Consider the following 13,985-nt stretch of genomic DNA (forward strand, 5'->3'; position numbering starts at 1 on the left):
CTAAATGAATAACAAGAACGACAACATCATCGTCACCCAAAGCAAGTTTCTCAGCCTGGTGCTGCGCCACAGTCCGCAGACCATTGGGCTCAAGCTCGATAGCGGTGGCTGGGCGCAGACCGATGAATTGCTGGCCTGCATGGCGCGTTCAGGCCGCCGCATGAGCCTTGCCCAGTTGCAGGCTGTGGTAGCAGGCAATAGCAAGCAGCGCTTTGCTTTCAGTGAAGATGGCTTGCGCATTCGTGCCAATCAGGGGCATTCCATTGCCGTGGAGTTGGAGTTGATGCCCCGGCTGCCACCTGCCGAGCTTTTCCATGGCACGGCCACGCGCTTTCTGGATGCTATTTTTCAGCAGGGGCTGACGCGCCAGAGTCGCCACCATGTGCACCTCTCGGCAAGCGTTGAAACTGCCAGTGCCGTGGGGCGCCGTCATGGCAAGCTGGCTTTGCTGCGGGTGGATGCAGCGCGCATGGCTGCGGATGGCCATGTTTTTTACCAGTCCGATAACGGCGTGTGGCTTACCGATGCTGTTCCCGTGACCTATCTGGCAAAGCTGGGGTCATGAGCAACTCAAAGCTGATAGCGCTGGACGCTGATGGCGTATTGCTGAACTACAACCTGGCCTATGCATCAGCGTGGGAGCGCGCCTTTGGTCAGCGCCCTGCGCTGCGCAATCCCCAAGCTTATTGGGCCATAGACCGCTGGGGCGTTGAAACCCTGCAAGGCGCGGATCTGGACAGGTTTCGGGCCTGCTTCGATGCGCAGTTCTGGTCCAGCGTTCCCGCGATAAGCGGGGCGGTGCAGGCCTGTGAAAAGCTGGTGTCTGCCGGGTATGAACTGGTTTGTGTCTCTGCACTCAAGCCGGAGTTTGCGCAGGCCCGTCAGGCGAATCTACGTGCGCATGGCTTCCCCATAGAGCAGGTTATTGCCACCAGCAATGCCGGTTCGGTGGAATGCAGCCCGAAAGCGCAGGCTTTGGCGCAACTGAAGCCCGTCGCCTTTGTGGATGATTTTTTGCCTTATTTCGCGGGTGTGGACCAGGCCGTGCACAAAGCAGTGCACAAGGCGCTGATCTTGCGCGAACCCGATGGCTCACCCAACACCGGCCCTGGCCTGCAACAGATGGACTCGACCCACACCAATCTGGCGCAGTTTGCCGACTGGTGGCTGGAGCGCCCTCACCAAATAGAGAACAACGATGAATCGAGATTTTGAAATCCGATCCGTGACGGATCTTTTGCTGCAACTGGATCAGGGCTACCGCCCCCGTTATTTTTGCTTCTGGGGTCACCAGAGTGAAAAAGATGGCACGGCGGGCAAGGGCTGCCTGAGCCAGTGGTTTCACGCGCCGTTCAAGGTAGATGGCGACACATTCCCAACGGCCGAGCATTTCATGATGGCTGGCAAAGCCCGTTTGTTTGGCGACGAAGAAGCCCGCCTGCGCGTGCTGGCTTCTCCATCGCCAGCGGCAGCCAAGCAAGTGGGGCGCAGCGTGCGCAATTTTGATGATGGCCGCTGGAATGCCGCGCGTTTTGACATCGTGGTGCAGGGCAATGTGGCCAAGTTCGGTCAGAACCCCGCCATGCGCGATTTTCTTTTGGCCACGGGCGATCGTGTGCTGGTGGAGGCCAGCCCGCGCGACCGTATCTGGGGCATAGGCATGGGCGCAGCCAACCCCGAAGCCGAGCAGCCGCGCAAATGGCGTGGCCAGAATCTGCTGGGCTTTGCCTTGATGGTGGCGCGAGCACAACTGCGTGAAAAGAGCGAAAAATGACTGAACTCGATCGCTGCGAGGGCGCGCTGCTGGGCCTGGCCTGCGGCGATGCCGTGGGCACAACGCTGGAATTTCGTTCACGCGGCAGCTTTGCGCCGCTGACCGATATGGTGGGTGGAGGCCCTTTTTCTCTTCAGGCTGGGCAATGGACCGATGACACTTCCATGGCCCTGTGCCTGGCCGAGAGCCTGATCGTCAAGCAAGGCTGCGACCCGAGGGACCAGATGGCACGCTATGCCAACTGGTATCAATGGGGCTACTGGAGTTCTACCGGCCACTGCTTTGATATTGGTATGGCCACCCGGGCGGCGATTCAGGAGTTTCTGCGCAGTGGCAATGCCCTGGCGGGCAGCACTGATCCGCAGAGTGCAGGCAACGGCTCTTTGATGCGGCTGGCGCCGGTTGCGCTGATGTATGGTGCTGATACGCAAAAAGTGCAGGACATGGCCGCGCTGAGTTCCCGCACCACGCATGCTGCGCCGCAGTGCCTTGATGCCTGCAGGCTGTTTGCGGTGGCCTTGAGCCGTGCGCTTGCCGGGCAGAGCAAGCAGCAGGTGCTGGATTTTTCACAGCTGTCGTTTGGTAGCACTGATATTGCTGAAATTGCACAGGGCAGTTGGCGAAGCAAAAGCCGCGATGAAATTCAAAGCAGCGGCTATGTGGTGCACAGCCTGGAGGCTGCGCTGTGGTGCTTTGCCCAGCACGACAGCTTTGAGGCTGCCGTGCTGGAAGCCGCCAACCTGGGCGACGACGCTGACACCACGGCCGCCATTACCGGTCAGATTGCGGGCGCATTCTGGGGGCGCAGTGGCATTCCTGCGCACTGGCTGCAGAAACTGCACCAGGAAGCAGAGATCAGGCAGCTGGCACAGGCGCTGCATGGGCTAAAGGCATAAGAACGTGGTCAAATCCGGGCATTGCAATTGCCGGGTTTCATCATGAAAGCTGTTTTTGGTTTGCTCAGTCTGGTGTTGGTGCTGGCTGTCGTTGGCGTGCTGGCCAGGAAAGGCTTGCACAGCAGCCAGGAAACTTTGACGCAGCAGACCCAGCAAGCGCCGGCAGGGCACAATCAGCCTTCCGGGACTGGCAATGTGCGCGAGCAAAGCCAGCAGATTCAGCAGCAATATCGCCAGCAACTGGAGTCCGCGCTCAACGCCAAGCGGCCCGATCCTGACGCGGCTCAGTAAGCTCGCATCAACCAGCCGCGCTGGAAGACTGTTCGCGTATTGCCACCTTCCCCCATCTGTTCCATCAAGGAGAAAGCATGCCCATGATCGCCAGCCCAGCCACCACTCATTTCGCCAGACTGCCGCTTGCTTTGGGGCTGGCACTGGCTGCGGGCTGCTTGACGCAAGCGCATGCGCAGGGTGTGGCGCAGGCCACGGCGCATTCAGCAGACAAGCCTCTGGTGGTGCGCATTGCCCATGGCGGGCCGGTTTCCGGCCCTATTGCGGCCTTGGGCAAGGATGAAGAAAACGGCGTGCGCATGGCCATTGATGAACTCAATGCGCGCAAGCTGCAAATCGGCGGTCGCCCTGTGCAGTGGAAGCTGGAGGCGGGCGACGATATGGGTGACCCGGGTCAGGCTGCGGCCCTGGCCCAGCGCTTTTGCGACAAGAAAGTGGCGGGTGTGGTTGGCCACCTGCAATCGGGCACAACCTTGCCTGCGGCCAAGATCTACAACGACTGCAATATTCCCAACATCACGCCTGCAGCCACGAACACCTCGATTACCGAGGCCGGTTACGACGCCAGCTTTCGCGTGATTGCCAATGACAAGGCCATGGTCGATGCACTGCTGGACTATGCGGTCAAGCATCGCGGCATCAAGCGCGTGGCCATCATTGACGACCGCACGGCCTATGGGCAGGGCATTGTCAAACTGTTCGAAGCCGCGGCGGCCGAGCGCGATGTGCAGATCGTGGACAAGCAGTACACCAGCGACAAGGCCACGCAGTTTGCCCCCATTCTCACGGCGATCAAGGGGCACAAGCCTGATGCCATCTTCTTTGGCGGCATGGATGCGCAGGCTGGTCCCATCCTGCGCCAGATGTCGCAGCTGGCCATGAACCAGACGCAGTTTCTGGGAGGCGATGCGCAATGCTCGGAACGCCTGCCGGTCATGGCAGACAAGGCTCCGGCCCTTAAAAATGTGGTCTGTGTGATGAGCGGCAGCTCTCTGGCGAAGATGCCGGGCGGCACTGCCTGGAAGCAGAAATACGACCAGCGTTTCCCCGGTCAGTATCAGGTTTACAGCCCTTACGCCTATGACGCGACCATGGTGCTGGCACAGGCCATGCTGCGTGCGGATTCCGCGCAGGTCGAAGCCTACCTGCCGCGCCTGCGCCAGTCGCACTACGAAGGTGTGACGGGCACGATTGAATTCGACTCTCAGGGTGAATTGCAGAACCCCCGTGTGACCTTGTTTGGCTATGCCTCGGGTGAGCGCAAGGAGCTGCAGGTCAGCGGTCAGTGATTGTTGCAGGGTTTGGAGTGAAATAGCTCTCAAGTCCCGTTGATATAAGCGCAAGCAGCTATGGAATTTGATGTGTCTGTGCACGAGGGCTTTATGCGCCAGGCGCTGGAGCAGGCCCGCGCAGCTGCAGCTTGTGGCGAGGTGCCGGTGGGCGCTATCGTGGTCAAGAATGGGCAGGTCATAGGCCGTGGCCGAAACAGCCCGCTGTCGGTCAACGACCCCACCGCCCATGCAGAGGTGATGGCGTTGCGCGAAGCGGCGCTGGCGCTGGGCAACTACCGGCTGGAAGGCTGCACCCTGTATGTGACGCTGGAGCCTTGCACCATGTGTAGCGGCGCCATGCTGCATGCGCGGGTTGCCAGCGTGGTCTATGGCGCGGCAGAACCCCGGACCGGCGCGGCAGGATCCGTGCTCAATGTGTTTGGCTATGCCGAGATTAATCACCAGACCCAGGTGCTGCGCGGCGTACTGGCCGATGAATGCGCGGCGGTGATGGCAGATTTTTTTCAGCAACGCCGCAAAGAAAAAAAATTGCAGGAGCCGCATCCCCTCAAGGACTGGGCGCTGCGCAATTCAGAGGAAACCTTTGCCAGCCTGTCGCACTGGCCCTGGCAGCCGCATTGGCGCAGCGATCTTCCTGCGTTGCAAGGCCTGCGATTGGCGGTGGTGGATGAAGGGCCAGGCCATGCCTCGCTGACCTGGCTATGTTTACATGGCAGCCCCGGCTGGGGCTATCAGTTCAGGCATGTGCTGCCCGAGCTGCTGGCGGCGGGGCATCGCGTGGTTGTGCCGGATTTGCCTGGCTTTGGGCGCAGTGACCAGCCCAAGAAAGACAGGCAGCACAGTGCTCATTGGCATGTGCAGGTGCTGGCTGAACTGGTGCAGGCGCTGAATCTGCAGTCGGTCATGCTGCTGGGGCAGGGCGATGGCGGCTTGATGGGCTTGCAGCTTGCAGCGCAGATGCCTGAGCGTTTTATGGGGGCCTGGCTCAAAGACGTCTGGCCGCTGGCGCAGCAGCCGGACAGCCGTCGCCAGTGGTTTGAGCAGGCAGCGCGCAAACCCTCGTTGAATGTGGCGCGTGCCATGGCCGAGGTAGAGGGGGGCAGCATGCCCGGTGACGATCAGGCATGGAACGCCCCTTTTACCCAGCCCGGCCACCGAGCCGCACTCAAGGCTTGGCCACGCGTGCAGCAGGAACTGGCGGGTGTACCCGCCGAACTGCTGATGCAATGGGCGCAAGGGCGTCGTCTGTGGCTGCAAGCGCCTGCTGCAGACCGGCCCGTGAGTTCAGCCCAGTGGCAAACCGCCTGGCGCCAGGTGCTGCCGGAATTGGCGAGCGAGGACGCCGCCTGGCGCCAAACCCCGCATGGCTCTCTGGTTCCTGTCCAAAGTCAGGGCAGCGCGGCAGCGGCTGTGGAATACTTTGCGCCATCGTCTGCAGCTCAGTAAGACCCGCTGACACTGGCCTTGATACGTCGTTGCTTCGCCTACGCGGCCCGGCATCTCGTCTCAAGCGCAAACCTTCGGTTTGCTCGGTGGTGTTGGTGGCTTTAAGAGCTGCGCTCTGAACCGAATTTTCGAGTCTGCGGATTCACCTATTTCACGGAGCATGCGGCCAGTGGCTGCATGAAAAGGCTTTGGCAACCTCGCGCAAATCCCCAGCATCCACCAAGCAAGACAGCACCGATCTGAACGATCACGCGAACCCCCATGAGCACACGCATGCCCACGACTGCGGCCATGCAGACCATGTGCATGACGAGCATTGCAGCCATGAGCACCACGACCATCATGACCATGTGCATAGCGCCGACGGCAGCTGCTGCGGTCATGACCACAGCCATGGTGCCAAGCACATCTATATCTACTCCCCATCGGGTGCGGTGCGTGACAAGGCCGCTTTCAAGCGCGGCATCAAGCAACTTGAAGCGCTGGGCCATGAGGTGGAAGTTGATGCGGATGCACTCTCCAGCAGCCAGCGCTTTGCGGGCGATGATGCTACCCGTCTTGCGGCCATTCACCGTGCTGCAGCCAGCGGCGCCGATGTGGCGCTGATCTCGCGGGGTGGCTACGGCCTCACGCGCATCCTGCCGGGCATCAAATACAAGACGGTGGCCAAGGCCATCGCCAATGGCACCCGATTCGTGGGCCTGAGCGACTTCACCGCCTTCCAGCTGGCCATGCTGGCGCAGACAGGTTCCACCACCTGGGCAGGCCCCGCACTGAATGCTGACTTTGGTGTGGATGTCAAAAAGACGGGCGAGCCCGTGGACGACATCATGCTGGACTGCTTTGAAGACCTGCTCAGCGGGCAGGGCGAAGGTGCTGGCTGGCAGATGCCCAGGATTGGCGAGCTGCCCAATGGCAAGCCCCAGCTCAAGGATTTTTATGTGCCGGGCGGCGCCACGCTGTGGGGCGGCAATCTGGCGGTGCTGGTGTCCCTGCTGGGTACGCCTTATTTTCCGCAGATCGACGGCGGCATTCTGTTCCTGGAAGATGTGGGCGAGCACCCCTACAAGATTGAGCGCATGCTGACCCAGCTGATGCTGGCGGGCGTGCTGCAAAAGCAAAAAGCCATCGTCTTTGGCCAGTTCACCGAGTTCAAGCTGACCCCGCACGACAAGGGCTTCAAGCTGCAGACCGTCATCGACTGGCTGCGCATGCAGATCAAGCGCCCGGTGCTGCAAGGCCTGCCGTTTGGCCATGTACCCACCAAGGTGCTGCTGCCGGTCGGTGCTCAGGTATCACTGTCTGTCGAAGGCCGCGATGCCCTCATCTATTGGGGTCATACTCACTGATTGATAGCTGCTGGCGCTTGATAGATAAGCGCTAGAGCCGGTTTTGATTGAAATTTCTGAGAAGGATGGGCTGGCATGGGTAAGGCCGCATTGCAATGGACCGATGACATGCTGGCCCAGCTGGGCAAGGAAAAAGACGCTGTGCTGGCCGAGCGCTGGGGCACATCGGCCAAGACCGTGAACCTCAAGCGCAATGCGCTGGGCATTGCTGCCTTTGGCCACTTTCAGTGGACAAAAGAAGCGGTCGCCATGCTGGGCAAAGAGCCGGATGCCGAAGTGGCCAGGCAACTGGGCATCAGCAAGGCCAGCGTGGTGGCCAAGCGCACGGAGTTTGGCATTGCCTCTTTGACGGGGGCGGCCAGCGGTGCGTTTGACTGGACGGATGAGGCGGTTGCCCTGCTGGGAACCGCATCGGACGCCAAGGTGGCAGAGCAACTGGGCCTGAGCCGCCTGACGGTTTACAACGCCCGCATGGCGCGCGGCATTGCTGCTGCGAAAAAAGCTACTGCCAAGGAATGAGCGCCACCGCGCCAGATTCACCCATGCCATCGCAAAGCCTTGTGCAAAGCGGCTTGCGCGGGCTGGTGCTGGGATGGACCTGGCTGGCCGCGTTGTGGTGTGCCGCACATTTTCTGACGCAGCTGCCTGCATGGGGCTGGCTGCTGGCCGTTTTGCTGCTGGCCATCATGCCGGCATGGGGGCTATGGCTGGCCTTCATGCTGCGCAAGAAGATTCTGCGGTTTCAGTTTGCGCCACAGGGCCGTGTAGGCCGCTGGCTGTCCGGCGGCTGGTGGGCCGCCTGCAAGGCCCTGCTGCTGGCGCTTTTGCTGTGCAGCACCGCGCTGTGGCAAGCATGGTTTCTGGCGAGCTGGGAGTGGGCGCTGCTGGCGCTGGCGGTTCCGCTTTATCTGGTGATGATGGCGTGCCTGCAGGCTTGGCTGGCGCCGGAATTTTCAAGCACTACCTTTGCGTGGCGCTGGAGCCAGAGGGCGGCCAGAGTCTTGCTGGTGGTTGCGCTGGGGGGCTTGTGGCTGTACCTCATGGCGCGCAGCCAGGACTTTGGCCGTGCGCTGACACCCGCCATGGAGCCTGCAGCACTGGATGCGGTCATTGCGCAGATTCGTTCGGCTCCGTCAGGGCTGGTGCGCTGGGGACTGGATAGCTTGCTGGCGCTGCAGGTGGCGGGTGCCGCTGCGACGGATTTACCCCAGATTCCTGCGCTCAGGATTTTGCTGCTGGCGCTGTTTGGCCCTGTGGGCATGCTGCTATGCATTGCCGCTGCCATGCAAGGCGCCAGTGGCTGCGCTTTCATCTGGCGGCAGGCGGCGCCACCCGGGGGCGGTCGAAACTCTGCGCCTTTGCTGGGCGTGATCGGCGTGCTGGTGCTGGGCATTCTGGTGCAGGCCACGGCCAGCCTTGATGGACTGGCGCGCACGTATGAAAGCCCGCTGGCATTGCAGCGCCTGCCAGAGTGCGAGCGCATAGGCCAGCAGTTCTACCGCCTGGGTACGCTGGACGCCACGCGCCAGCTGGCGCTGCAGGCACTGGGAAAAATGCAGGGGGCGCAGGCGCTGTGCCAAGGCATGAACGGGGTAGAGCAGCAGTTGGATGCCGCCGTGGAGCGTTACCTTGACTGGTACTTCAGCCTGGGCGCGGAGTGGGGGCGCATTCTGAGCCTGCTGACCGGGGATGTGGGCCAGTTTCTGCAGAACAAGCTGACAGAGACATTGTTGGCCACGCCGGGGCTGGATGCCTGGGTGCAGTCCGTGCAAAAGCAGGCCCAGCAAGGGGGCTCGGCTCTGACCCAGGCGCAGCAGCATATCAATGAGACATTGGCGCGCCACCATCTGGCGCTGGATGCAAGCCAGTGCATTGTGCGCACGCAGGTGCCGCAGCTGCCAGCGCTGGACATGCTGGGCAACGCCCGCCAGCGCCTGACGGCCAGCGCGCTCGGCGCCACAGGTGCGGGCGCATTCGCAGCCGTGGTCGCAGGCAAGGCCATGGCCAAAACCTCCATGAAGGCGGCCAGCAAGGTGCTGGCCAAAGCTGCTGCCAAGCAGGGGCTGGGCAAGGCCGGTGCTGCCGCAGCCGGGGCGGCTGTGGGCTCGGTTGTGCCCGGCGTTGGTACAGCTGCCGGGGCCATTGCCGGGGCCGTGGCTGGTGCGCTTATCGGCGTGGGGATTGACTGGGCGGCGCTGTATGCCGAGGAAATGCTGACGCGAGATGCCATGCGCGCCGATCTGCAGGCGGCCTTGAGGGAGCAGCTGCAAATGCAAAAAACTGCACTGGGCTGCGGGGCCGCCAGCATGACCCAGTGACGGTGCGCGTCCTTGGCTGACAGGCATGGGCCTGAACATGGCGTACAACGCAGTGGGTTGGCGCTGCTATTGAAAATACAGCGTCTGGCCCTTTATCCCATTGAGCTTGAATGCTTCAGGAGTTCTGAATGTCCGATTCCGATATGGCGACAGTCGCCCGCAAACTGATGTACTGGCTGGTCAGCGTGCAAGGGCTGCGCGACGGCGATGGCGTTTCGCCGCAATTGCTGGCCAAAGGCATGGAAAAGCATGGCATCACAGGCGATGCAGAGCAGGCGGCGCTGGACTTGGCTTTCTCCAGTGGCTGGCTACAAAAAGGCCCGCTGGACGAAATTCAGCTCACGAAGAAAGGTTTTGGACTGGATTTCGGGCAATAAATAAGAGAGCGCAACTCGCCCTATTTACGGCTCTCTCACGGCTCTCTCACGACTCTTTCAAGGCGTTTACTCCAGATAAACGCCTTTTTCCTTTTTGCGGGCGCGCATGCCGGTGCGCAGAAACAGCACGCTGCCGCCTTGCTCGGCCAGTGGCTTGCCACCGGCTGCGGCCAGATGGGTGTCGGCACGCTGATCCCAGTTGGCGAGCAAATCCTGCAGCGCCTGGTGCTCGGCATCGCTCAGTTGCGGGTGCTCATTGAGGAAAGTCTGCAGATACTCGCTGGCGTCCTGCCTGAGTTGCTCGCGTGTGGTGGCCAGAGAGATATAGCTGATGTCGTCCTGTCCGGCAGTCTGCGTGCCCAGCAGATAGCAGCCTATGTAGTCGCCCCGGGTCTGGCCCACTTCAGGGTCCTGGCTGAGTTTTTTGAGCAAGCTGAACGGCCACATGCGTTGAATTCCTAACACCGGGCCACGGCCCAAACAGGTATTGTCTCTCATGCTTGGTGGCTGCCCGCATGTGGTTGTTGCGCAGGCAGGCATCAAAAAAGAGGGCGCATGAAACACACAACAAGCTCTGGAAACTGGGTCCGCCGTGGTCTGCATGCGGTGGCTGCCGTCACGGCGCTGGCGTTGCTGGCGGGCGGCGCTGTCGCTGTCTATGGCGTGAGAGCGCAGCCCAAGCTCGATGTCAAGCTGACTCTGGTGGGCTTGCAAAAGACGGTGCTGGTGCGGCGCGATGCGGCCGATATCACCCATATCAGTGCGGCTTCGCCTCAGGATGCCTGGCGGGCGCTGGGCTTTGTTCATGCGCAGGAGCGAGGCTGGCAGCTGGAGTTCAACCGCCGCCTGATGCGGGGGCGGCTTTCCGAGATTCTGGGGCCCGCCACACTGGAGCTGGACAAGCTCATGCGGGCGCTGGACATTCATGGCGCGGCGCGCCGCCAGTATCAGGCCATGCCAGCTGCGGTGAAAGAAGCCCTGATGGCCTACAGCCAGGGGATTGCAGCTTTCTACGCCCGCCCATCACAGGCCACGGCCCCCGAATTTTTGCTGCTTGGCGCAAAGGCGGGTGGCGACAAAGGCCAGCCCTGGGCGCCTGAGGACACCGTGGGCTGGGCGCTGATGATGGCGCTGGATCTTGGGGGCAACTGGGGCAATGAGTTTGCCCGCCTCAATTTGCTGCAGACCCTGAGCACCGAGCAACTGTGGCAACTGATGCCAGCCTATCCGGGCGAGCAGCCCGCCACTAGCGTTGATCTGGCCGCGCTGTACAGGCAACTGGGCGTGTATCGCTCGGCGGATGATGCACCGAAAATCAGCCAGCCTGCGAAGTTGATGGAATCCGCGCTTCAGCAATGGGCCGCAGCCACGGTGCGCGATATGGGCAGCAACGATGGTCTGGGCAGCAACAACTGGGTGGTGGCGGGCAGCAAGACCCGCAGCGGCAAACCTTTGCTGGCCAATGACCCCCATCTGGGCCTGAGCGCGCCAGCCATCTGGTACTTTGCCCATCTGCAGGCTCCAGAAGGTAAAGCAGCCGATGGCACCAGTCTGAGCGCCATGGATGTGGTGGGTGCCACCTTGCCCGGCATGCCTTTTGTGGTGCTGGGCCGCACGGCCGAGGTGGCCTGGGGCTTTACCAATACCAACCCCGATGTGCAGGACCTGTATCTGGAGCAGATCAACCCGGCAGACAGCAGCCAGTACCGCACGCCCACGGGCTGGGAAAAGTTTGGCGTGCGCGAGGAAATCTTCAGGATCAAGGGCCAGTCCGATCAAAAAATCACGCTGCGCAGCACGCGCCATGGCCCGGTGCTCAGCGATGCGCAGGCGCAATACGGGCAGGTGATTGATCGCAGCCGCTATGCGCTGGCCCTGCGCTGGGCGGCGCTGGATACGGATAACCGCACGGTGGAGGCGGGCCTCAAGGCCAATGGTGCGCGCACGGTGCAGCAGCTGTTCGAGGCGTTTTCGGGCTACCACTCGCCCATGCAGAGCATTGTGGCGGCAGATGTGCATGGCGCCACAGGCTTCAAGGCCGCAGGCAAGGTGCCGGTGCGCGCCGCCGACAATGATCTGCGCGGCGTGGCCCCCGCACCGGGCTGGGAGGCCCGCTACGACTGGCAGGGCTGGCTGAGCTACGAGCAGACACCGCAGGATGATGGCGCGGCACGCGGCTTTGTGGCCACGGCCAACCAGCGCGTGACGGCGCCCGGTTACGCACATTTTCTGACCCAGGACTGGAGCCTGCCTTACCGCCACCAGCGCATAGAGCAGTTGCTGAACGCAAGCGACCAGCATGATGCGGCCAGCATGGCCGCCATTCAGAACGATGTGCAGTCGCTGGCCACACAGGCTTTGCTGCCGGCGCTGCGCAAGGCGCAATCCTCGCATCCACTGGCGGCCCGGGCGCTGCAGCTGATGGCAGGGTTTGACGGCAAGATGGACAAAAATCTGCCACAGCCGCTGATTTTTTCGGTCTGGGTGGATGAGCTGACGCGGGGCATTGTCATTCCCCGCATTGGCGAGCAGCGCTTTTTGATGACCTATGGCAAGCGCGACTTCCGCGCCGGTGTTGAAGGCATTCTGGCGCGCAATGATGCGGGATGGTGTGCGCCCAAAACATGCGATCAGCAAGTGGCTGATGCGCTGACTCGCACGCTGGACAAGCTGCAGGCCGCCTATGGCAGCCGTCTGCAAAACTGGCGCTGGGGTGACGCCCATCCTGCACTGAGCGCACATCGCCCCTTTGGTGCCGTTGCTGCGTTGGCTCCTATCTTCAACGTGAGCGTGGCGGCCAGCGGTGACAACTACACGGTCAACGTCGGCCAGTACAACCCCAACCCCGTGCCCGCAGATGCCCGGGGGGCGCTGGGCGGGCGTTTTGTGGACCGCCATGCACCATCGCTGCGCGCCATTTATGACCTGAACGATCTGGAGTCCTCGCGCTTTATCTACCAGACGGGGCAAAGCGGGCTGGCCCTGTCGGGCCGTTATGGCGATATGCGCGATGAGTGGGCCAGCGGCCGCTATCGCCCGCTGCAGATGCAGCCAGGCCGCTTTACCCATGTGCTGGCGTTGCAGCCCAGTGCACGTTGACGATGAGGTGTGTCTGGTACCTGCTTTTAAATTGATAGCTGAAAGCGCTTTAGGGATAGGCGCTTTGGGCTAAAAATTTAAAAATACTCTCAGGCGCCGCAGAAGTTCTCAATCAGCCGGGCCACATCCTCGGGCTGGTCGTGGTGCAGCATATGGCCTGCGTCCTGCACCACGGCCACTTCGCACCGCGGGATGTGCTTGAGGCGGTCGTGATACTGCTCCAGCGTATAGCGGCCCTTGTACCAGCCGCCCAGACTGTCGTCAGAAGCCTCTACCGACAATGTGGGCGCGGTGATGGCTGCCAGGCAGGCAATGGCTTCATCGGCACGGTACACATAGGGGTTGACCACTTTGTGCGAGGCATCGCCCAGAATATGCCAGCGGCCTTGCGCATCAGGGGCGGCCCAGTGGTGGGCCAGCCACAGGGCCTTGTCACGCGGCAGGCGGTGGTTGGTTTTTTGCAGGCGGTCGGCCACGGCTTCCACGCTGGCGTAAGGCGCCAGCGCCATCCCGCCAGCGCGCTGTTCACGCAGTTCATCCATCCACTGCGACAGGCGCTTTGGTGCTTGTTTGGCCGGGGTTTCAGGCATGCCAAAGCCTTCCAGATTCACAAAGCGGCGAATGCGTGCGGCTCTGGCTCCCGCATACCAGCAGGAGACATTGCCACCCATGCTGTGGCCGACAAGATCGACGGGGGCATCGGGCGAGAGCTGCTCCAGCAGCATGTCCAGATCGGCCAGATAGTCGGTGAAGTAATAGCTGTCGCAGGGGGCAGCCGGGCGGCTCAGGCCAAAGCCGCGCCAGTCGTGGGCCACGATGCGGCGGCCCTGTACAAAGGCCTGGCTGAAGGCATCCACCACAAATTGCCAGGAGGCGGCCACGTCCATCCAGCCATGGGCCAGCACCAGCACAGGCAGGTCGGGGTTGAGCTGTTCAGGCTCCCAGCTGCGCAGGTGGTATTGCATATTGCGCACTGGCAGCATCTGAGACTGCCAGTGGCGCTGCGGCTGATAGGGGGATGCGCTGGTCTGCAGGGAGGGGGTGTGGTCGCTCATGGTGTCTCCGTTTGCCTTCATTATTGCGGCAGCGGCATGCAGCGCCGTCCTGCGCGAGACAGATGACGCCCCCGCGCCTTCAAACACC

Annotated in this window: 14 protein-coding genes; 12 read left to right on the forward strand and 2 right to left on the reverse strand. The window is 62.0% G+C overall.

Going from position 1 to position 13,985, the window contains the following annotated elements:
- Window positions 1–4: 4 nt before the first annotated feature.
- The 11 genes from JDW18_RS09295 (at window position 5) to JDW18_RS09345 (ending at window position 9,743) form a co-directional block, all read left to right on the forward strand.
- Window positions 5–565, forward strand: coding sequence for an RNA 2'-phosphotransferase (locus JDW18_RS09295; protein ID WP_218243338.1), 561 nt, complete (start codon window positions 5–7; stop codon window positions 563–565).
- Window positions 562–1,215, forward strand: a complete 654-nt coding sequence (locus tag JDW18_RS09300; RefSeq protein ID WP_218243339.1) for an HAD family hydrolase — start codon at window positions 562–564, stop codon at window positions 1,213–1,215. The genes JDW18_RS09295 and JDW18_RS09300 overlap by 4 nt, the downstream gene beginning before the upstream one ends.
- On the forward strand, window positions 1,199–1,774 hold the full coding sequence (gene ybiA / locus JDW18_RS09305; RefSeq protein WP_218243340.1) for a riboflavin biosynthesis intermediates N-glycosidase: 576 nt from the start codon (window positions 1,199–1,201) through the stop codon (window positions 1,772–1,774). Before JDW18_RS09300 ends, ybiA begins: the two co-directional genes overlap by 17 nt.
- Window positions 1,771–2,670 carry an ADP-ribosylglycohydrolase family protein gene (locus tag JDW18_RS09310; protein WP_218243341.1) on the forward strand — a complete coding sequence of 300 codons (900 nt, stop codon included), beginning with the start codon at window positions 1,771–1,773 and terminating at the stop codon, window positions 2,668–2,670. Before ybiA ends, JDW18_RS09310 begins: the two co-directional genes overlap by 4 nt.
- A 42-nt stretch (window positions 2,671–2,712) precedes the next feature.
- A complete protein-coding gene (locus tag JDW18_RS09315) occupies window positions 2,713–2,961 on the forward strand; it encodes a hypothetical protein (protein WP_218243342.1) in 249 nt (82 codons plus the stop codon).
- 83 nt (window positions 2,962–3,044) lie between these two features.
- Complete coding sequence (locus JDW18_RS09320) at window positions 3,045–4,250, forward strand: branched-chain amino acid ABC transporter substrate-binding protein (protein WP_425514798.1); 1,206 nt, start codon at window positions 3,045–3,047, stop codon at window positions 4,248–4,250.
- A gap of 60 nt (window positions 4,251–4,310) precedes the next feature.
- Window positions 4,311–5,699, forward strand: a complete 1,389-nt coding sequence (gene tadA / locus JDW18_RS09325) for a tRNA adenosine(34) deaminase TadA (protein ID WP_218243344.1) — start codon at window positions 4,311–4,313, stop codon at window positions 5,697–5,699.
- 302 nt (window positions 5,700–6,001) lie between these two features.
- Window positions 6,002–7,048 (forward strand): LD-carboxypeptidase, encoded by a 1,047-nt coding sequence (locus JDW18_RS09330; protein ID WP_218243837.1) that lies wholly within the window; start codon window positions 6,002–6,004, stop codon window positions 7,046–7,048.
- A gap of 75 nt (window positions 7,049–7,123) precedes the next feature.
- Window positions 7,124–7,567 carry a hypothetical protein gene (locus JDW18_RS09335; RefSeq protein WP_218243345.1) on the forward strand — a complete coding sequence of 148 codons (444 nt, stop codon included), beginning with the start codon at window positions 7,124–7,126 and terminating at the stop codon, window positions 7,565–7,567.
- Window positions 7,568–7,590: 23 nt separating this feature from the next.
- On the forward strand, window positions 7,591–9,366 hold the full coding sequence (locus tag JDW18_RS09340) for a hypothetical protein (protein ID WP_246610407.1): 1,776 nt from the start codon (window positions 7,591–7,593) through the stop codon (window positions 9,364–9,366).
- A 128-nt stretch (window positions 9,367–9,494) separates the two neighbouring features.
- A complete protein-coding gene (locus JDW18_RS09345; protein ID WP_218243347.1) occupies window positions 9,495–9,743 on the forward strand; it encodes a hypothetical protein in 249 nt (82 codons plus the stop codon).
- Between the two features lie 66 nt (window positions 9,744–9,809).
- Here JDW18_RS09345 and JDW18_RS09350 read toward each other — a convergent pair whose 3' ends face one another.
- A complete protein-coding gene (locus JDW18_RS09350) occupies window positions 9,810–10,190 on the reverse strand; it encodes a hypothetical protein (RefSeq protein WP_218243348.1) in 381 nt (126 codons plus the stop codon).
- Window positions 10,191–10,298: 108 nt separating this feature from the next.
- On the opposite strand from JDW18_RS09350, the gene JDW18_RS09355 reads away from it, so the two are divergent.
- Window positions 10,299–12,842: a penicillin acylase family protein gene (locus JDW18_RS09355; protein WP_218243349.1), complete on the forward strand. Its 2,544-nt coding sequence runs from the start codon at window positions 10,299–10,301 to the stop codon at window positions 12,840–12,842.
- Between the two features lie 89 nt (window positions 12,843–12,931).
- Here JDW18_RS09355 and JDW18_RS09360 read toward each other — a convergent pair whose 3' ends face one another.
- On the reverse strand, window positions 12,932–13,897 hold the full coding sequence (locus JDW18_RS09360) for an alpha/beta fold hydrolase (protein WP_218243350.1): 966 nt from the start codon (window positions 13,895–13,897) through the stop codon (window positions 12,932–12,934).
- Between the last annotated feature and the right edge of the window lie 88 nt (window positions 13,898–13,985).

Origin of the sequence: Comamonas fluminis (genome assembly GCF_019186805.1) — a bacterium.
Lineage (GTDB): Bacteria > Pseudomonadota > Gammaproteobacteria > Burkholderiales > Burkholderiaceae_C > Comamonas > Comamonas fluminis.